This is a genomic window from Stenotrophomonas sp. HMWF023 (genome assembly GCF_003060985.1).
Lineage (GTDB): Bacteria > Pseudomonadota > Gammaproteobacteria > Xanthomonadales > Xanthomonadaceae > Stenotrophomonas > Stenotrophomonas lactitubi.
Window position 1 is genome coordinate 17088 of the sequence record NZ_QAIJ01000029.1, and the last position, 18225, is coordinate 35312.

19 protein-coding genes, 1 other RNA gene and 2 pseudogenes are annotated in these 18225 nt (G+C 65.7%); 12 read left to right on the forward strand and 10 right to left on the reverse strand.

Annotation, left to right across the window (positions count from 1 at the left end; all coding sequences use genetic code 11):
- Positions 1-202: pseudogene (locus tag DBR20_RS22435) on the forward strand (alpha/beta hydrolase); the annotation flags it as partial.
- Positions 203-271: 69 nt separating this feature from the next.
- Here DBR20_RS22435 and DBR20_RS01120 read toward each other — a convergent pair.
- The 5 genes from DBR20_RS01120 to ssrA all read right to left on the reverse strand — a co-directional run bounded on the left by DBR20_RS01120 (position 272) and on the right by ssrA (position 4167).
- The gene (locus DBR20_RS01120) at positions 272-2278 is read right to left on the reverse strand and encodes a hypothetical protein (RefSeq protein ID WP_108264893.1); all 2007 of its coding nucleotides are present in this window, start codon (positions 2276-2278) and stop codon (positions 272-274) included.
- Between the two features lie 116 nt (positions 2279-2394).
- The gene (locus tag DBR20_RS01125; protein WP_108264894.1) at positions 2395-2862 is read right to left on the reverse strand and encodes a hypothetical protein; all 468 of its coding nucleotides are present in this window, start codon (positions 2860-2862) and stop codon (positions 2395-2397) included.
- Between the two features lie 92 nt (positions 2863-2954).
- Positions 2955-3278, reverse strand: a complete 324-nt coding sequence (locus DBR20_RS01130) for a hypothetical protein (RefSeq protein WP_108264895.1) — start codon at positions 3276-3278, stop codon at positions 2955-2957.
- 23 nt (positions 3279-3301) lie between these two features.
- Positions 3302-3658 carry a TM2 domain-containing protein gene (locus DBR20_RS01135; RefSeq protein WP_258223077.1) on the reverse strand — a complete coding sequence of 119 codons (357 nt, stop codon included), beginning with the start codon at positions 3656-3658 and terminating at the stop codon, positions 3302-3304.
- A gap of 116 nt (positions 3659-3774) precedes the next feature.
- Positions 3775-4167, reverse strand: a transfer-messenger RNA (tmRNA) gene (gene ssrA, locus DBR20_RS01140).
- A 162-nt stretch (positions 4168-4329) separates the two neighbouring features.
- On the opposite strand from ssrA, the gene DBR20_RS01145 reads away from it, so the two are divergent.
- Positions 4330-4761, forward strand: coding sequence for a GNAT family N-acetyltransferase (locus DBR20_RS01145; protein WP_108264896.1), 432 nt, complete (start codon positions 4330-4332; stop codon positions 4759-4761).
- A 141-nt stretch (positions 4762-4902) separates the two neighbouring features.
- Positions 4903-5475 (forward strand): hypothetical protein, encoded by a 573-nt coding sequence (locus tag DBR20_RS01150; protein WP_108264897.1) that lies wholly within the window; start codon positions 4903-4905, stop codon positions 5473-5475.
- Positions 5476-5565: 90 nt separating this feature from the next.
- Here the strand turns inward: DBR20_RS01150 and smpB are convergent, their stop codons facing one another.
- Positions 5566-6069, reverse strand: a complete 504-nt coding sequence (smpB, locus tag DBR20_RS01155; protein WP_025878861.1) for an SsrA-binding protein SmpB — start codon at positions 6067-6069, stop codon at positions 5566-5568.
- Between the two features lie 57 nt (positions 6070-6126).
- Between smpB and DBR20_RS01160 the strand changes: the two genes are divergently transcribed.
- Together DBR20_RS01160 and DBR20_RS01165 are read left to right on the forward strand one after the other, a co-directional pair.
- Positions 6127-6552 carry a type II toxin-antitoxin system RatA family toxin gene (locus DBR20_RS01160; protein ID WP_080149115.1) on the forward strand — a complete coding sequence of 142 codons (426 nt, stop codon included), beginning with the start codon at positions 6127-6129 and terminating at the stop codon, positions 6550-6552.
- 3 nt (positions 6553-6555) lie between these two features.
- Positions 6556-6813, forward strand: a complete 258-nt coding sequence (locus DBR20_RS01165) for an RnfH family protein (RefSeq protein ID WP_108264898.1) — start codon at positions 6556-6558, stop codon at positions 6811-6813.
- 36 nt (positions 6814-6849) lie between these two features.
- Here the strand turns inward: DBR20_RS01165 and bamE are convergent, their stop codons facing one another.
- Positions 6850-7245, reverse strand: coding sequence for an outer membrane protein assembly factor BamE (bamE, locus tag DBR20_RS01170; protein WP_108264899.1), 396 nt, complete (start codon positions 7243-7245; stop codon positions 6850-6852).
- A gap of 103 nt (positions 7246-7348) precedes the next feature.
- On the opposite strand from bamE, the gene fur reads away from it, so the two are divergent.
- Complete coding sequence (fur, locus tag DBR20_RS01175) at positions 7349-7756, forward strand: ferric iron uptake transcriptional regulator (RefSeq protein WP_025878865.1); 408 nt, start codon at positions 7349-7351, stop codon at positions 7754-7756.
- 71 nt (positions 7757-7827) lie between these two features.
- On the opposite strand, the gene DBR20_RS01180 is transcribed toward fur, so the two are convergent.
- Positions 7828-9078 (reverse strand): SGNH/GDSL hydrolase family protein, encoded by a 1251-nt coding sequence (locus tag DBR20_RS01180; RefSeq protein WP_108264900.1) that lies wholly within the window; start codon positions 9076-9078, stop codon positions 7828-7830.
- 97 nt (positions 9079-9175) lie between these two features.
- On the opposite strand from DBR20_RS01180, the gene DBR20_RS01185 reads away from it, so the two are divergent.
- Positions 9176-10093 (forward strand): LysR family transcriptional regulator, encoded by a 918-nt coding sequence (locus DBR20_RS01185; RefSeq protein ID WP_108264901.1) that lies wholly within the window; start codon positions 9176-9178, stop codon positions 10091-10093.
- Between the two features lie 184 nt (positions 10094-10277).
- On the opposite strand, the gene recN is transcribed toward DBR20_RS01185, so the two are convergent.
- A complete protein-coding gene (recN, locus tag DBR20_RS01190) occupies positions 10278-11939 on the reverse strand; it encodes a DNA repair protein RecN (protein WP_108264902.1) in 1662 nt (553 codons plus the stop codon).
- Positions 11940-12054: 115 nt separating this feature from the next.
- Between recN and hrcA the strand changes: the two genes are divergently transcribed.
- The 4 genes from hrcA to dnaJ all read left to right on the forward strand — a co-directional run bounded on the left by hrcA (position 12055) and on the right by dnaJ (position 17113).
- Positions 12055-13119: a heat-inducible transcriptional repressor HrcA gene (hrcA, locus tag DBR20_RS01195; RefSeq protein WP_089240450.1), complete on the forward strand. Its 1065-nt coding sequence runs from the start codon at positions 12055-12057 to the stop codon at positions 13117-13119.
- 63 nt (positions 13120-13182) lie between these two features.
- Positions 13183-13698, forward strand: coding sequence for a nucleotide exchange factor GrpE (grpE, locus tag DBR20_RS01200; protein ID WP_089240452.1), 516 nt, complete (start codon positions 13183-13185; stop codon positions 13696-13698).
- 201 nt (positions 13699-13899) lie between these two features.
- Positions 13900-15825 (forward strand): molecular chaperone DnaK, encoded by a 1926-nt coding sequence (gene dnaK, locus DBR20_RS01205; RefSeq protein ID WP_089240454.1) that lies wholly within the window; start codon positions 13900-13902, stop codon positions 15823-15825.
- Positions 15826-15979: 154 nt separating this feature from the next.
- The gene (gene dnaJ / locus DBR20_RS01210; protein ID WP_025878872.1) at positions 15980-17113 is read left to right on the forward strand and encodes a molecular chaperone DnaJ; all 1134 of its coding nucleotides are present in this window, start codon (positions 15980-15982) and stop codon (positions 17111-17113) included.
- A 99-nt stretch (positions 17114-17212) separates the two neighbouring features.
- Here dnaJ and DBR20_RS01215 read toward each other — a convergent pair whose 3' ends face one another.
- On the reverse strand, positions 17213-18010 hold the full coding sequence (locus DBR20_RS01215) for a helix-turn-helix transcriptional regulator (RefSeq protein ID WP_108264903.1): 798 nt from the start codon (positions 18008-18010) through the stop codon (positions 17213-17215).
- Positions 18011-18083: 73 nt separating this feature from the next.
- Here DBR20_RS01215 and DBR20_RS22440 point away from each other — a divergent pair.
- Positions 18084-18225 (forward strand): annotated as a pseudogene (locus DBR20_RS22440) (MFS transporter); the annotation flags it as partial.

The window sequence follows — 18225 nt, forward strand, 5'->3', positions numbered from 1 at the left end:
TCCGGCATGGCGGCACAAGCCCAGCTGGTACCAGGTGTCCAGCGCCGACCACATGATCCACCCGGACAACCAGCGCCGGATGGCCGCGCGCCTGCAGCCGCGTGCCAGTATCACCCTGGACGCGAGCCATGCATCGTTGGCCTCGCAGCCTGCGGCGGTTGCCGACCTGATCCTGCAGGCGGCGCAGTCCACCGACGGCTGAACCCAGCGCAGCCTCCGCAGCTTGCCGGTCAGGGCAGTGCGGGCCGCGGTCGTCACCAACGCCGCGGTATTACCTGACCGGCAGAGGATGAGCCTCCATATCCTCATGCAGGATACGGCGAAGCTCGACGATGGCCGGTGTAGCTTCCTGCACGCTGTGGCCGGACACGATCACCTTTTCCGAGACGGCATTGGGCAGGTGCGAGCTCCAGTACGGGACCAGTCCATCGTCGGTCTTTTCCAACGGACCTTCAGCCTGGGTGCGCGCGATGATCGAGTGGTAACGCACCTTCGGCGATATCGGTAGATCGGCCACTGCCTTGACGAAGGCATCGTCCTTGTCCAGGTTCTGGATGCTGTTCATCTGGTAGCCGTGCTTGTCATCGTTGCGCTCGACCTTGCCGTCGTTTGCCAACGTTGCGACATCCTCCAGCACGGTCAGCGGCAGGCGCACGAAGCGGCCGAGCCAGCGTCCCAGACGCGTGCCGGCAACATCGGTGCCACGATGCGGGGTGGCGATGAACACCACCCGTGAAATTTCCGGTTCCGGCTGGAATGTCAGCACTGGCGCGCCCTTCGTGCGCAGCAGTTCGCGCTGTGCCGGGGTCATCTGCGCGGTTTCCAACAGGGTGTCGACCAGATGATCACCAGAGGAGGACACCATCAACCGCGAAATCGCCCCGCCCATGCTGTGCGCGACCACCACCATGTCGTGCGATGCGAGCGCCTGGCCGCTCGGGTCGTAGTGCTGCAGTGTGTCGTGCAGGATCCGCCGGATCTCATCGTGGCTGAGCGCGATCGGCATGTTGGTCGGGTAATAGAACTGCCAGATCTGGAAGTCGCCGCGGATCTCATCGTCGCGCATCAGCTCGTTGGCCACGTTGACCCACGCTTCCGGGCTGCTGGCCAGTCCATGGATCATCAGCAGCACGCGGCGGTTCGGATCGTACGGCTGCATCATGAACAGATGCGGCTTTTCGATGCCACCCTTGCCACCGAACAACGAACGCAGCGATTGCCGGCTGAAGTTGGAGCGGGCCAGCCACAGCGCATAACCCGCGGTGAAGTTCGCCGCCAGCGGTACCTGCTCGCCGTGAAGTTCCACCACCGCCACCTGGTAGGGGTCGTGGATCTCCAGTTCCGGTTCGTCGTCGTGCAGCACCTCCCACAGGTTTTTGCCCGAGAAGCGCAGCAGCACGGTCATCGACGGCGACGGCATCTCGCTCCAGTCGCGCTCGGCCGCCGGTGCGGTGCCTGCAGCGGCCGCCGCCAGCCCGGTGCTGGCCGGGTCGGCCATCACCGCCACCAGTTCGGCACCGAAGCCATCACGGCGATGCACGCTGCGCAGGGTGCCGGTGAAGGACATCGATGCAGCCGGTACCAGTTCGATCGGTTCGCGCGTGTCCGCTGCTGCGGCATCGTCGGCAGGCGCCAGCACGAAGGTCCAGCGGCCCAGCTGGAATCGCCCGTTGTCGTTGCGCACCTGCTTGCTCGAATACGCCTCGAACAGCAGCACGGCGGATTCCTGCACGGCCAGGTTGTAGTAGTCGCGCACCTGGGTCTGGCGGTCTTCGAAGCCACGCTGGTTGGCGGTGCGTTCGGTGAAGAACAGATACGCATAGGACTGCCGTGCGATCTGCATCCACGCATCCAGGCGCGGTTGGAAGGTCGGGTCGGGCTGAGCAGTCGCGGCCTTGCTGCGCGCCACCGACGCCGATTCGCGCTTCGGTGCCGGCATCGTCATCGCGTACTGCACCCACAGTTCGGCCAGCGACGAGCGCTTGTCTTCCTCGCGGACGACGATGCTGGCCTCCATCGCTTCGATACACGGCAGGCCCGGCTTGGCGCAGGGGCCTTCGTCCAGGCCTGCCACGCGCAGGGTCTCCATCGTGGCCGCGCTGAGCTTGCCGCTGGTGAGGATGTCACCGCGCTTGAGCGCGATGTACTGGCCCGGTGTGACCGTGCCCACCTGCACCGATGGGCCGAACTGGCGCAGCGTCGCGCACCCGCTGAGGGTCAGCAGGGCAATGAGGACGAAGGTGGTGTGGCCGATGAAGCCGATGCGTGTTCTTGCCATGTGGACTCCCTGCGCTGGCGCCACTCTAGCGGCAGGCGTGTCAGCGCGGAAGCAGGGCTTCGGTAGCGCCGGGCCGTGCCCGGCGAACACCGTCTGTCAGCTGATCTGCCAGCAGATCACCCCTCGATCAGGCAGGTCACCGAGGCCGAATAGCCTTCGTAGTCGTCAGCGGCGCCGACATGCAGGGTGTGCCTGGCATCAACCTTCTTAAGGTAGGAGGGCGCTTCGGTCTCGGCCGCCTCGTTGACCGTCGTCACTCCCCACGATCGGGCCAAACGCTGGTGATCGACACCCTTCAGATACACATGCAGGCTCTTGTAGGGCTTGGAAATGCTCACATCCGCGCTGGCCACGGTTCCACCGAACAGCGCCACCGGCCTGTCCTTCGGCTCGAACACGCTACCTGGGTCGCGGGTCAGGCCGGCGGCATGGAATGCCTGGTCCACCTGTGCTTCGGTGAAATCGGAACCCGCCTTGCAGGCCAGCAGGGCTTCCAGTGCGGCGGTGCTGGAAGCGGGAGGTGCGGCAACAGCGGCGGTCGATACGGCCAGGCCCAGCAGCAGGGCGATAAGCGGCGTGTTCATTGCAGATCCTTCTGTGTGTCGCGGAGGAGCGTGGGCGCCGGCACGAAGTCCGGGCAGACAGCCGGAAGTGTGGGGCAGGGCAGCGTTGTCGGCTAGGCCCCTATGCTGGGCTGCCAGGAGGTTCCCCGATCAAGCGCATCGAGTGCCAGTTGCGCCCAGTTGCGCACCTCTTCCAGCGGATGTTGCAGCTCAGCCTGCAAAGTCGGGATGACGGTGCTGTCGCCTGATTCGCCGAGCAGTTCCAGCAGTTTTCCGCGCGAGTGACCATCGTGCGCAGCCGCTAGGCGGACGAGCAGATGCGGTACGGCAATGGCCGCGGCCGGGCGAAGACCCCAGTAGGCGTCTTCGAAGGTTGCCGGGTCCTGATCCAGGATCTGGTCGAGCCAGCAAACAACGTCGATTCTGTCGAGATCCATGGCGATTCCTCCCGGACCAAGGATTACACCATCTGCACGCCAGAGGCGTCGGTTTCCACCGTGATCATTTCCACCAGCGCCCACAGGCCGGTGATCATTACGCCGATCAGAAGCCAACCCAACAGCAGCGTGATCAGTAGTTGGCAGATCGCACGTCCGTGGTAACCGGCGTAGAAGTTGTGGGCGCCGAAAATGCCCAGGAACAGAGCGAGGAGGATGTAGATTGCCCGGTTCCTGGCGATCGGCAGGGCTTGCGATGCCGGTGCCGCATAGACGGCGTCGATCGGCCGCGGAATAGCCGGCGGGGCGGTTGCATCGCAGAGTGGGCAGGTCGCCGTATCGCTGTATGTCTTGCAGTGGCATTCGGTGTTTTTCATCATCGCCACGGTGCTTCTCCCTGTCGAGGCGGCGGTTCTGGACCTGATGGGGCCAACAAAAAAGCCAGATCCCAATCGACGGGAGATCTGGCTTTTCGTGCCCCGAAGGGCGGTACAAATGGTGGAGGTGGGCGGAATTGAACCGCCGTCCGAAGGCACTCCATCCCCAGCACTACATGCTTAGCTCACCGTTGAATCTCATCCCGGGACAGCACGGCGTGCAAAGCGCATCCAGGGACCAGCCTGTTGTGTTCTTGTGCCGGACTGACAGGCAGCCGCCCAGCGCGATTCCATGATAATGACTCTACGCTGCGAGCATGGACACAAGCAGTTTCGAGGCTCCGCCTAAGTCGGCAGAAGGTCACGCACCGCAGTTTTTAGGCTGCGAGGGCGACCGGAGCGTAGTTGTCGTCGTTGGCAACTAGAGTTTTGCAGCTGGATTTACGAGGAAAGCTACCCCCTCGGCATGCGCCAGGCGACTTCACAACCCCCGTCGAAACCAATGCACCCCCGGTTTCTTCAAGTACTGCAAGGTACAAGGCCTGTTCCGTGTCGCCACGATCAGTACCTGCCTAACACCGCACATGCTACGCCAAAAAGCCTGAACAGTCACCCGGCCCTTGGTTCCCTTGCTAGCATCGACGGTTCGTACAGTCGCCCAAGGAAAGGACAGGATGAAGCTCGAAATCGCCGTGACCGACACCCCCGGCACGCAAGCGCTGGAGCTGATCGCCGATGGCCTGGATCAGTTCAATCTGGAGGCCGCCGGCCATGCCGATCGACGTACCTTGGCTGTGCTGGCCATCGATCCGGCCAGCGGTGAAGTGGTGGGTGGCCTGAGCGGGCGCACCTCGCTGGGCCTGTTGTTCGTCGACCTGTTCTACCTACCGGCCGCACAGCGCGGCAATGGCGTGGGGTCGCAGATGCTTGCCGCCGCCGAAGAGGAGGCGCGCAGGCGCGGTTGCCGTTCCGCCGTCCTCTACACCATCAGCTTCCAGGCGCCAGACTTCTATGTGAAGCATGGCTGGACTGTGTTCGGCCAGGTGCCGTGCGATCCGCCGGGCACCAGCCGGGTCTTCCTCAGCAAGGACCTGTCTGTCGCTTGAGCGGCAGACGCACGGTATCCGTCACGTCAATCCGCAACATGTTGTAGAGCCTCCGTCATAGCGGATTGCTAACGTCGTTGGCACGAATTTGCGACACACTGGCCACGACCATTCGAGCCAGCAAAGATACGGAGACGGCCGGTGACCGAAGCAATGCAACAGCGCAGCCTGCGTCAGCTGGTTGGCCCGGTAGGGGCCGATTACCAGCGGCGGGCACTGCCGCCCGGCTGGGTCTGGGCGGTGCTGGCGGTGTTGCTGGCTGGAACGTGGGCAACCGAGCTCCCGGCCACGGCTGCAGCTGCGCTGATCGCCAGTGCGGTGGTGGTGCACTGGCCGCGGCGTGGCCGCTTCCACTGGCTGGGCTGGCGGCTGCCGGCGTTGGCGGTGCTGGCCGCGCTGTTGTGGGGCCCGGATGTGCTGTCACAGTGGTTCGAGCACGGCCTGGCCTTGACCCTGATGTCGCTGGCCAGCCTCAGCATCGGCGTGCATGTGTGGCAGTCGCGGCAGTTGGCCCGGCAGCTGCAGGCGTCCGCCGATGCGCTGGATGATGCCCAGCTGCTGGCCTTGCTGCCGGTCGATGCCGCGCGGTTGGCGCAGCAGTGGCGGGCCGGTGATGATCGTCATGCGCCGGAGCTGTCGGTGGTGATGCACCTGGCGGTGATGCACGCTGCGCTGTCACCGCGCCTGCGCGGGCAGGGCCTGCTGGCGGGCTGATCAGCGTCTTGTAGAGCCGAGCCTGCGCTCGGCTGCTTCCTTGCCGAAGCCGAGCATGGCTCGGCTCTACACGAAAGCGGGCCGGCGTCCTTATGCGTCGCGGTTGCCGCGACGCATCACCCGCTGCTTCTCGATCGCCCAGTCACGATCCTTGGCGGCATCGCGCTTGTCGTGGGTCTGCTTGCCCTTGGCCAGCGCCACTTCCAGCTTGATCTTGTTCTTGCTCCAGTACATGGCCGTGGGCACGATCGTGTAGCCATCACGCTCGACCTTGCCGACCAGCTTGTCGATCTCGCTCCGGTGCAGCAGCAGCTTGCGCTCGCGCCGGTCGTTGGCCACCACGTGGGTGGAGGCCTGGATCAGCGGGGTGATCTGCGCGCCGATCAGGAAGATCTCGCCGTCCTTCACATAGGCGTAGGCGTCGACGATGTTGCCGCGGCCAGCGCGGATCGACTTCACTTCCCAGCCCTGCAGGGCCAGGCCGGCTTCGAAGCGGTCTTCGATGTGGTACTCGTGACGGGCACGCTTGTTCAACGCGATGGTCTTGTTGGCCGTCGCGCTCTTTGCTTTATCCTTGCCGGTGTTCTTGCTCATTTCCGTATTGTCTCCGATTCGGGCCCGCCCGGTCGATTGCCGAAGCGTCCTGTATTCATGCCTACTATCCGCCGCAGTGCCCTGGTCGAACATTCGGCCGCGCGCATGTTCGATCTGGTCAACGATGTCCAGGCCTATCCGCGCCGTTTCCGCTGGTGCTCCGACGCCCGCATCCTCGAGCAGGGCGAAGACCGTCTGGTCGCTCGCCTGGACCTGGGCCTGGGTTCGTTCAGCACCTGGTTCCAGACCGAAAACACCCTGCAACGTCCGCACAGCATCGACATGCAGCTGCGCGAGGGGCCGTTCAAGCAACTGCATGGCCGCTGGGAATTCCATGCCCTGGCCGAAGATGCCTGCAAGGTCACCCTCACCCTGGACTTCGAGCCGAGCTCACGCCTGCTGGGCCCGGCGCTGGCGATCGGCTTCCAGGGGTTGGCCGATCGCATGGTCAACGATTTCGTCCGCGTCGCCGACGAGGACTGAACGATGATCGAGGTCGAGGTCGTGCTGGCCTGGCCACAGCAGGTGCTGTCGCGCCGGTTGCAGCTGGAGGAAGGGGCGACCGTGGCTGATGCGGTGGCAGTGGCCGGGCTCGAAGGCAGTGCCGACTGTCCGGCTGCTGCGGTGCATGGCGTACTGGCTCGGCCGCAGCAGCTGCTGCTGGATGGCGATCGTGTCGAGCTGCTGCGTGTCCTGCAGGCTGACCCGAAGGACAACCGCCGGCGACGCGCGCGCGGCGGATGATCCTCAAGACCCGTCCCGAAGGACGGGCAGGGTGGCTCAGCGGCTGCCCTTCTTCTTCTTGTCCTTCGGCAGATTGCGGCCGAACTGGCGCACGGTCTGCTGGGCAAGGGCCTTGTCGTTGGCCGGGAAGTAATCGCCATCCCAGCGGGTGACCACATCATTTTCGAAGTACACGACGAAGTTCTTCACGTCGGTACGGCCCAGGCGGTTCACGCGCTCGGTCGAGGTGTAGTCCCAACGCTGGGCGTGGAACGGATCCGGCACCGACGGGGTGCCCAGCAGGGCAGTGACCTGCTGCTTGCTTTGCCCGACCTGCAGTTTGGCAACGGCATCTTCCCGGATCAGGTTGCCCTGGTAGATGGGTTGCTTGTAGATGATGCCGCACCCGGTGGTGGACAAGGCGACGGCGGCGACCAACAGGAGATTGCGCATCGGGACTGGCGGTTGGGGAAATCAATCCGATGATACACTCCCGGCGTGCCACCGCGACCCAATCCGAGGCAGCTGGCGCTAAATCGCCAATGAACGGAGACCTATGGAAACCCACGACCTGCGTAAAGTCGGCCTGAAGGTGACCCATCCGCGGATGCGGATCCTGGCGCTGCTCGAGCAGCGCAATGCCCAGCACCACATGACCGCCGAAGATATCTACCGCCAGCTGCTGGAGCATGGCGACGAGATCGGCCTGGCCACGGTGTACCGGGTGCTGACCCAGTTCGAGGCTGCCGGCCTCGTGCTCAAGCACAATTTCGAAGGCGGCCAGGCCGTCTATGAACTCGATCGCGGCGGCCACCACGACCACATGGTCGACGTGGACAGCGGCAAGATCATCGAGTTCGAAAGCACCGAGATCGAAGACCTGCAGCGCAAGATCGCCGCCGATCACGGCTACGAGCTGGAAGAGCACTCGCTGGTGCTGTACGTGCGCAAGAAGCGCAAGTAAGTCCCGCAGCCAGCTGATTGCGACGAAACCCCGGGCATGCCCGGGGTTTTTCGTTTACCGCAGCGGGCGAGTCACCGGGGCAGTAGACCCGCGCCACGCGTGGATGGCCCCATCAGGACCTCCAGATCCACCGCCTCGGCCATCGCCCGGTTCCCCGCATCGCCCGGGTGCAGGTGGTCGCCGGAGTCATAGGCAGCCGCCATCCGTGAAGGATCGGCCGGATCACGCAGGGCGGCGTCGAGGTCGATCACCGCATCGAACGGACTGTCCGTGCGCAGCCAGGCATTGAGCTGCTGGCGTAGGGCGTCCTTGTCGGGCTGGTGATAGTCGTCCAGCGGCGTGCCGGGCAGGGCACCGGCAAACGGCGTCAGGGTCGCGCCGAGGATACGCAGCCCGCGGGCATGGGCGCGTTCGGCCAGGTCGCGGTAGCCGGCCTGCAGCTCGGCCAGGGTCGGCTGCGTCTCGTCGCGGGCAAATGCCGTGCCTGGCCAGCTGATGTCGTTGATGCCGATCAGCACGATCACACTGGCGACGCCGGGCTGGTCGAGCACGTCACGCTGGAAGCGGTCCAAGGCCGATTGGCCCATGCCATTGCGCAGCAACCGACCTCCGGAAATGCCGGCATTGACCACCGCCACCCCTTCTGGAGCCAGCCGCGCGGCGAGGTGATCGGTCCAGCGCTGGTCCTGATCGAGGCTGGCGGTGGCGCCATCGGTGATCGAATCGCCGATCACCACCACACTGCGCGCGCTGGCCGCAGCCTCGACCTCGATGCCAGACAGCAGCAGGCGGGCCGTGGTGCTGCTGGCGCCATGCAATGCAGGCAGTCGATGCTGGTCACCCGGCGCAATCCAGCTGGTCTGCCGCCCGTCCCAATGGAAGGTCTGCAGCGGCGTGGGGTCGGGCAGGTAGACGCTGACCTGCAAGACCTGCAGATCGACGGTGGGAAGGGGGAGCGGATCGCTCAGGCGGTCCTGCCCGGGCGCAATCACGACCCCGGGCTGGCCGTCGAAGCGCAGCGGCTGCGGCGTGTCATCCGTATGTGCAGCCACGCTGGCAGCGCCGATCCACAACGGCTGGGTGCCATAGGCATTGCTCAGCCGAACCCGCAGGCGCGCCCCGCCCAGGCTGAGGCGAGCGCTCTGCCGGAAGGTCTGGTCCTGCAGTTGGCCGGGGATGAGGGCAGGGAACAGGAAATCAGCGCTCCATACCTGCTGCGGGCTGGCTTGCCAGCTGGCGACCCAGTGCGGCGCGGGTGACGCGGCGGCGGCGCCGGACAGGGCAAGCAGGGCGGTGGCGGTCAGTTGGCTCAGACGATTCATCGGAATGACCCGGTGGCAGGGACGGCCATGGTGCGTCCGCGCTCACCTGTGAACTAGACTGCGCATGGATAATCATCTGTGAATCAAATTCATTGTCATGGCACGCACCGACATCAACCGATCCGGCGAACTGGAAGTGTTCGTGCGGGTCATCGAGACCGGCGGCTTTTCCGCTGCCGCCCGCAGCCTGGAGATGACGCCCTCGGCGGTCAGCAAGCTGGTTGCGCGCCTGGAGCAGCGGCTGGGTACGCGCCTGCTGCAGCGCTCTACCCGCCAGTTGCAGCTGACACCGGAGGGCTGTGCGTTCTATGAGCGCGGCCTGCGGGTGCTGGCTGATCTGGAAGAGGCCGAACGCTGCGCCAGCGCCCACGCCGAGCCGCGCGGGCGGCTGCGGGTGAATGCCAACGTGCCGTTCGGCCAGCACTTCCTGCTGCCGCTGTTGCCGGAATTCCTGCAGCGGCACCCGCAGGTGGGGGTGGACCTGACCCTGACCGACGAAGTGATCGATCTGCTGGAGCAGCGCACCGACGTGGCGGTGCGGGCTGGCCCGTTGAAGAGCTCCAGCCTGGTCGCGCGCCGGCTGGGGGCAACGCGGATGATGATCGTGGCGGCACCGGCCTATGCGGCACGACACGGACTGCCGGCCAATGTCGACGCGCTGCTGGCGCACAACCGGCTGGATATCGGCCACGCACGGTCGGTGCAGGGCTGGCCGCTGTTGCAGGATGGCCAGCAGCAGCGGGTGCTGCCCAGCGGAAATGCGCGCGCCAGCAATGGCGATGCGCTGCGTCAGCTGGTGCTGGGCGGGCTGGGCATGGCCCGGCTGGCGGCGTTCCAGGTGCAGGCCGACGTCGCGGCAGGGCGGTTGTTGCCGGTGCTGGAGGAGGCCAACCCGGGCGACCTGGAAGAGGTGCACGCCGTGTTCCTGGGGCAGGGCGGTTACCTGCCGCTGCGGGTGCGCGCATTCCTCGATTTCCTGGTGGAGAAGGTCGACCTGACGCAGCCGCGGGGGTAGTGCCGGCCGCTGGCCGGCAACCTCATGACCTTCGTCCACCCGCATCGGGTTGCCGGCCAGCGGCCGGCACTACCCGTAGATCCACGCCATGCGTGGATGACATGCGTGGATGAACGGTGCAGGAGATCCACGCCATGCGTGGATGAATGCCCGCGATTCACGCGCGCCAGCAGGGTGCAGGCGCCTACACCTGCAACAGCTTGCGCGCGGCGGCGCGGGCTTCCTTGCTCACTTCCACGCCACCCAGCATGCGCGCCAGCTCTTCCTCGCGCGCCTTGGTGTCCAGCTTCTCCACCGCGCTCTGGGTCATGCCTTCCACCGGCGCCTTGCTGACCCGGTAATGCGCGTGCCCCTTGGAGGCAACCTGCGGAAGATGGGTCACGCACAGCACCTGACGCTTCTCGCCGAGGGCGCGCAGCTTCTGGCCGACGATGTCAGCCACTGCGCCACCGATGCCGGAATCGACTTCGTCGAACACCATGGTCGGTACCGCGTCCAGGTCGAGCGCGGCCACTTCGATGGCCAGTGAAATACGTGACAGCTCGCCGCCGGAAGCGACCTTGCGCAGCGCACGCGGCGGCTGGCCGGCATTGGCCGCCACCAGGAACTCGACGCGCTCGGCACCCTGCGGGTCCGGCTTGCCGTTGTCCTGCGGCTCCAGCTCGATCAGGAACTGGCCGCCGCCCATGCCCAGCTCGGCGATGATGCCAGTGGTGGTGGCCGACAGCTCGGCAGCAGCGGTGCGGCGGCTGGTGGTCAGCACTGCGGCCTCGACACGCCAGGCCACTGCGGCCTTTTCAATCTCGCCGGCCAGGCGCTGCAGGCGTTCGTCGGCGCCGCGCAGCTGCTCCACTTCGGCATGCATGCGTTCGCGCTGCGCACCCAGCTCGTCCATCGGCACGCGGTGCTTGCGTGCCAGATCGTGCAGGCGGCCCAGACGGCGCTCGTTCTCTTCGAACTGGTCCGGATCGGCATCCAGGTCGTCATGTACCCGGTCGAGCAGGGCCAGGGCTTCGTGCAGCTGGATGGAGGCGCTGTCGATCAAGGCATCGACGTCGCCCAGGCGCGGGTCATGTTCGGCCACCCGGGCCAGTTCATGCCGCACCTGCTGCAGCAGATCGAGCGCCGAGTGGCCTTCGTCACCGTTGAGCTGGTCCGTAGCTGTCTGGCAGGCGCTCAACAGGGCGCTGGCATGTGCCTGGCGGCGATGGCTGGCGCCGAGCGCGGTGATCGACTCTGGTTCCAGATCCTCACGGTCCATTTCACGCAGCTGGTGCTCGAGGAAGCCGATGCGGTCACTCACATCGCCCTGCTGCGACAGTGCCAGGGATTCATCGACCAGCGCCTGCCAGGTGGCGGCAGCACGGCGCACCTGGCGGCGTTCGCTTTCGTTGCGGGCATAGGCGTCCAGCAGAGCCAACTGCGACGGACGCGTCAGCAGGGCCTGCTGCTCGTGCTGGCCATGGATCTCCACCAGCAGTCCGGCCAGGTCGGCCAGCTGTGCCAGCGTGACCGGGCGGCCGTTGATCCACGAGCGTGAGCCGCCGTCGGCGCGGATCACGCGGCGCAGCTGGCATTGGTCTTCATCGTCCAGCTCGTTGCTGGCCAGCCACTGGCGGGCGGCCTGCAGCTGGTCCAGCGCGAACTCGGCCGACAGTTCGGCCCGGGCAGCGCCATGGCGCACTACGCCACTGTCGGCGCGCAGGCCGGACAGGAAGCCCAGGGCGTCGACCATCAGCGATTTGCCCGCGCCGGTCTCGCCTGAAACCACGGTCATGCCCGGCCCGAACTCCAGTTCGGTGGCGCGGACGACGGCGAAATCCTTGATTGAAAGATGTCTGAGCATGGGTAAGGGGGTGTCTGCAGCCGCGCAACGCTAGCACGCGCGGCGGGGTCGTCCAATGACTTGCCAAGGGGATGCGTCGCCATTATCTAATGTCCCTGTCTCACAGGTTGATTCCATGCACGGTTCTCCCGACCAACTTGCCCCACGCGCGCGGCACCTGCTGCGCACGCTGATCGCGCGCTACATCCAGGACGGCGAACCCGTGGGCTCGCAGACGCTGGCGCGCGTGGCCGGCCTGGAGGTCAGTCCGGCCACCATCCGCAACATCCTCGGTGATCTGGAAGACCTGGGCCTGTTGGCCTCACCGCATACCTCGGCAGGCCGGATTCCGACCGCGCATGGCTATCGGGTGTTCGTCGACAGCCTGCTGCAGATGCAGCCACCGGGCGAAGGTGAGCTGGCCCGGCTGCGTCAGGAGCTGGCCGGAGGCGGCAGTACCCAGGCCCTGCTTGGCAGCGCCTCTGAGCTGCTGTCGGCGATGAGTCATTTCGTTGGCGTGGTCAGCGCCCCACGGCGCGAGCAGTTCGCCTTCCGCCAGATCGATTTCGTAGCGCTGGACGGGCGCCGGGTGCTGGCGATCCTGGTGTTTGCCGACAATGAGGTGCAGAACCGGGTGATCGAGACCCGCCAGGACTTCGCACCGGGGCAGCTGGAGCAGGTGGCCAATTACCTCAATGCCCACTTCGCCGGACTGCCCCTGGCCGAGATCCGTACCCGCCTGTTGCTGGAGCTGCGCGACGCGCGGTCCGAGCTGGAACAGGTGCTGGCGCACAGCATCGAGCTGGCCGAGCAGGCCCTGCAGCCGCCGGCCGATGACATGCTGGTGGCCGGCCAGACCCGTCTGATGGGGGTGCAGGACCTGTCCGACCTGGAGCGCCTGCGCGAACTGTTCGAGCTGTTCTCCAGCAAACGCGAGATCCTGCAGCTGCTGGAGCGGACCATCCAGGCCCCCGGCGTGCGCATCTTCATCGGCGAAGAAACCGGCGTGGTGCCGCTGCAGGGCGTCTCGCTGGTCACCGCGCCGTACACCGCCAATGGCCAGGTACTGGGTGTGTTGGGCGTGATCGGGCCGAAGCGGATGGCCTACGACCGCATGATCCCGCTGGTGCAGGCCACGGCGGATGTGCTCGGTGCGGCCTTTTCGCCCGGTGGGCGAAGTCCAGGTGCATCGGACGCTTGAAACGCAGCATCCCGCCCACACTAGGGTGGGTGGAGGCGGAGAGTGACCGCCAGGGACCCAGACATGAATCAAGATCAGCCAGACATCGCCGCCCAGCAGGCCGCCGCCGACGCAGCTGCCGCCGAGGGCGTCAACGAACAGATCGAACAGCTCCGTGCCGAAGTGGAGCAGGTCAAGGCCGAAGCGCTGCGTGAGCGCGCCGACCTCGACAACCAGCGCAAGCGCGTGGCCCGCGACATCGAGCAGGCGCGCAAGTTTGCCAACGAAAAACTGCTGGGCGAGCTGCTGCCGGTATTCGACAGCCTCGATGCCGGCCTCAAGGCCGCCGGCGACGATGCCCATCCGCTGCGTGAAGGTCTGGAAATGACCTACAAGCAGCTGCTGAAGGTTGCCGCCGACAACGGCCTGGTCCTGCTGGACCCGACCGGCCAGCCGTTCAACCCGGAACACCACCAGGCGATCAGCCAGGTCGCGGCCCCCGGTGCCGCCCCGGGCAGCGTGGTGACCGTGTTCCAGAAGGGTTACCTGCTCAACGAGCGCCTGCTGCGGCCGGCGCTGGTGGTGGTTGCCGCCGATTGATCCCGCGCGCCGGGCCAGGCCTGGCGCGGGTTTCCCTGCCCTGGACGGGGCATCGGCACGACCGACGCTGAACGTGTTGGGCGAACGGAAACACAGCGTTCGGGGGGTGGCTTGAATGTTCCACGAGCCTCCCCCACATCCCATTCATCCACCGGCCGAACGGCCGGACTGACAAAAACAACATCCTTCAAGGAGTCCCCCATGGGCAAGATCATTGGTATCGACCTCGGCACCACCAACTCGTGCGTGGCGATCATGGACGGCGGCAAGGCCCGCGTCATTGAAAATTCGGAAGGCGATCGCACCACCCCGTCGATCGTCGCCTACACCAAGGACGGCGAAGTCCTGGTCGGTGCCTCGGCCAAGCGCCAGGCCGTGACCAACCCGAAGAACACCTTCTACGCGGTGAAGCGCCTGATCGGCCGCAAGTTCACCGACGCCGAAGTGCAGAAGGACATCGCGCACGTCCCGTACGGCATCCTGGCCCATGACAATGGCGATGCCTGGGTGTCCACCAGCGATGCCAAGAAGATGGCGCCGCAGGAAATCTCGGCCAAGGTGCTGGAGAAGATGAAGAAGACCGCCGAGGACTTCCTCGGTGAGAAGGTCACCGAAGCGGTCATCACCGTGCCGGCCTACTTCAACGACAGCCAGCGCCAGGCGACCAAGGACGCCGGCCGCATCGCCGGTCTGGACGTCAAGCGCATCATCAACGAGCCGACCGCGGCCGCGCTGGCCTATGGCCTGGACAAGGGCGACAACAAGGATCGCAAGATCGTTGTGTACGACCTGGGCGGCGGCACCTTCGACGTCTCGGTGATCGAGATCGCCAATGTCGACGGCGAGAAGCAGTTCGAAGTGCTGGCCACCAACGGCGACACCTTCCTGGGTGGCGAAGACTTCGACAACCGCGTCATCGAGTACCTGGTTGAAGAGTTCAACAAGGACCAGGGCATCGACCTGCGCAAGGATCCGCTGGCCCTGCAGCGCCTGAAGGATGCTGCCGAGCGCGCCAAGATCGAGCTGTCCAGCGCCCAGCAGACCGAAGTGAACCTGCCGTACGTCACCGCTGACGCGTCGGGTCCGAAGCACCTGAACATCAAGCTGACCCGCGCCAAGCTGGAATCGCTGGTGGAAGAGCTGATCAAGAAGTCGATCGAGCCGTGCCGCGTTGCGTTGAATGACGCCGGCCTGCGTTCGAGCGACATCAGCGAAGTGATCCTGGTCGGTGGCCAGACCCGCATGCCGAAGGTGCAGCAGGCTGTTACCGAGTTCTTCGGCAAGGAACCGCGCAAGGACGTCAACCCGGACGAAGCCGTGGCACTGGGTGCTGCGATCCAGGGCGGCGTGCTCGGCGGCGACGTCAAGGACGTGCTGCTGCTGGACGTGACCCCGCTGTCGCTGGGCATCGAAACCATGGGCGGCGTGTTCACCAAGATCATCGAGAAGAACACCACCATCCCGACCAAGGCCTCGCAGGTGTTCTCCACCGCCGAGGACAACCAGTCGGCCGTGACCGTGCACGTGCTGCAGGGCGAGCGCGAACAGGCCCGCTTCAACAAGTCGCTGGCCAAGTTCGACCTGTCCGGCATCGAGCCGGCCCCGCGCGGCCTGCCGCAGGTGGAAGTGTCCTTCGACATCGACGCCAACGGCATCCTGCACGTGTCGGCCAAGGACAAGAAGACCAACAAGGAACAGAAGGTCGAGATCAAGGCCGGTTCGGGTCTGTCCGAGGAAGAGATCGCACGCATGGTCGCCGACGCGGAAGCCAACCGCGAAGAAGACAAGAAGTTCCAGGAGCTGGTGCAGGCCCGCAACCAGGCCGATGCCCTGATCCATGGCACCCGCAGCGCGATCACCGAGCACGGCAGCAAGGTCGGTGGCGAAGTGATCGGCAAGGTCGAAGCGGCCCTGGCCGATCTGGAAACCGCGATGAAGGGCGACGACAAGGCGCAGATCGAAGCCAAGTCGAAGGTGCTGGAAGAAGCCGGCCAGTCGCTGTTCGCTGCGGCTTCGGCCGACCAGGGCGGTGCAGCCCCGGGTGCCGACGCCGGCAATGCGGGCAAGGCACAGGATGACGTGGTGGACGCGGAGTTCACCGAAGTCAAGGACGACAAGAAGTCCTGATCCGGACCGACGCGGGACGCTGCTTGCCAGCGTCCCGTTGTCGTATCAGGGTCCTGACCGCCCTCTGGCGCGTCGGGGCGCCCGACGCAAGAGCGGACCTGGTTCCGCTCTTCCGCTTTGACGAATCCCGACTTTCCGGAATGCGATCCACGATATGAGCAAGCGCGATTACTACGAAGTGCTGGGCGTTGCCCGCACCGCCACCGACGAAGAACTGAAGAAGTCCTATCGTCGTTGCGCGATGAAATTCCACCCGGACCGCAACCCGGGTGATGCGGCGGCCGAAGCCTCCTTCAAGGAGTGCAAGGAAGCCTACGAAGTGCTGTCCGACGGCAACAAGCGCCGCATGTACGACAGCCATGGCCACGCCGCGTTCGAACACGGCATGGGCGGTGGCGGTGGTGGTCCGGGCGGCCCGGACATGAACGACATCTTCGGTGACATCTTCGGCAACATCTTTGGTGGTGCTGGCGGCGGCGGTCCGCGCCAGGCGCGTCGCGGCGCCGACATCGGTTACGTGATGGAGCTGGACCTGGAAGAAGCGGTGCGTGGCGTCGAACGCCGCATCGAGATTCCGACCCTGGCCGAATGCGGCGACTGCGATGGCAGCGGCTCGGAAGACGGCAAGGTCGAGACTTGCAACGTCTGTCATGGGCGCGGCCAGGTGCGCATCCAGCGTGGCATCTTCGCCATGCAGCAGGCCTGCCACAACTGTGGTGGCCGTGGCCAGATCATCGCCAAGCCCTGCAAGACCTGCCACGGCAACGGCCGTGTCGAAGAAGACAAGGTGCTGTCGGTGAAGGTGCCGGCGGGCGTGGATACCGGCGACCGCATCCGCCTGGCGGGTGAGGGCGAGGCCGGTCCGGCGGGTACGCCGCCGGGCGATCTGTACGTGGAAGTGCGCGTGCGTGAGCACCACATCTTCCAGCGCGACGGCGACGACCTGCACTGCGAAGTGCCGATCCGCATTTCGCAGGCCGCGCTGGGCGACACCGTACGCGTGGCGACCCTCGGTGGCGAAGCAGAAATCCGCATTCCGGCCGAGACCCAGACCGGCAAGCTGTTCCGTCTGCGCGGCAAGGGTGTGCGCTCGGTGCGCAGCCGCAGCGAAGGCGACCTGTACTGCCGCGTGGTGGTGGAGACCCCGGTCAACCTCACCAGCGACCAGCGCAAGCTGCTGGAGCAGTTCGAGGCCACCTTCAACGGCGAGGACGCGCGCAAGCATTCGCCGAAGTCGGCCACCTTCATCGATGGGGTGAAGGGCTTCTGGGACCGGATGACGTCCTGAGTTCTCAACGGAAACGTTGAACGACAGCGCCGGGCGATGCCCGGCGTTTTCGTTTGCGTTGAAGTAGATCCACGCCATGCGTGGATGCCGTTCAACGGATCAACGGAAAAACGCTGCCGGTGTCTGCCCCAGCTGGCGCTTGAACATGCTGGTGAACGCACTCGGGCTTTCATAGCCCATCGCCAGCGCCACATCGATCACCTTCTCGCCGCGGGCCAGCCGTTCCATCGCGGCCAACAGGCGCGCCTGCTGCCGCCACTGGCCGAAGGTCATACCCAGTTCGCCGGCGAAGTGGCGCTGGATGGTTTTCACGTCGATTGCCAACGCCTGCGCCCAGTCCTGCAGGGTGGCCTCGTCGCCGGGATGCTTCTGGATGTGCTGGCAGATCCTGTGCAGGCGCGGGTCGACGGGCTCGGGCAGGTGCAGCGGCAGTACGTCCATGCGGTGCAGTTCATCGAGCATCAGCCGCACCACCCGCCCATCGCGGCTGTCCTCTTCATGCGGTCCGTCGATCAGGCTGGCCGCCTGCAGCAGTTCGCGCAGCAGCGGTGCCACCTGCACGGCGAAGGCCTCTGCCGGCAGGTGCGGAGCGAATGCCGGTTCGATGTACAGGCTGCGCATATGCACCTCGGCAATGCAGTCCACCGCATGCGCCATGCCCGCCGGCATCCAGATGGCGCGGGTGGAGGGCACCACCCAGCGGCCGACTTCCGATCGCACCACCATCAGCCCGGACATCGAATAGACCAGCTGGTGGCGGCGATGTTTATGCGCTGCAACACGGGTGCCGGCCGGGTAATCGCGCGCGCGGCAGGTCACCGGGCGTTGCACCGGCACGTCGTTCCACGGCGCGGTTTCGCGGATGGGGCAGGGGGTGTCCTTTTTGCGATAGGCCATGACCAGAACGCGGCAGAAGGGAGCGGATGGCCACCGTAGCATGCACGGCTCGCCCCCATCCTGACCGTGCGCAATGTCGACTCTGGCTTCTCCCGCCGTATCCGCCCGCCCCGTATCGCCAGGAGTGCTGGCGGCGATCTCCAGCTCGCACATGGTCAACGACATGATGCAGTCGCTGATCCTGGCCATCTATCCGGTGATCAAGGGCGGCTTCA